The organism is Neobacillus drentensis (assembly GCF_036962765.1).
GTDB classification, from domain to species: domain Bacteria; phylum Bacillota; class Bacilli; order Bacillales; family Cytobacillaceae; genus Neobacillus; species Neobacillus drentensis_C.
In genome coordinates, this window is sequence record NZ_JBALOS010000078.1 from 5,885 (window position 1) to 6,105 (window position 221).

Genomic DNA, 221 nt, shown 5'->3' on the forward strand with positions numbered 1-221 from the left:
AGTATGATGAGTACGTTAACAAAAAGTCATCAAGGAGGAAGAAAAAATGAACCAAGACTTAAATTTTTATGAAATGTGGAAAGATTTTTATTCTCAATCAAGTAAATTTTTCGATGAAAAAATCACTAAGGATTTCCCTTCTCAAGGCATGGGACAACTTTTAGAGATGAATCTTCAATTTAAAAAAATGATTGATGAATCAACATTAAAATACTTAGAAT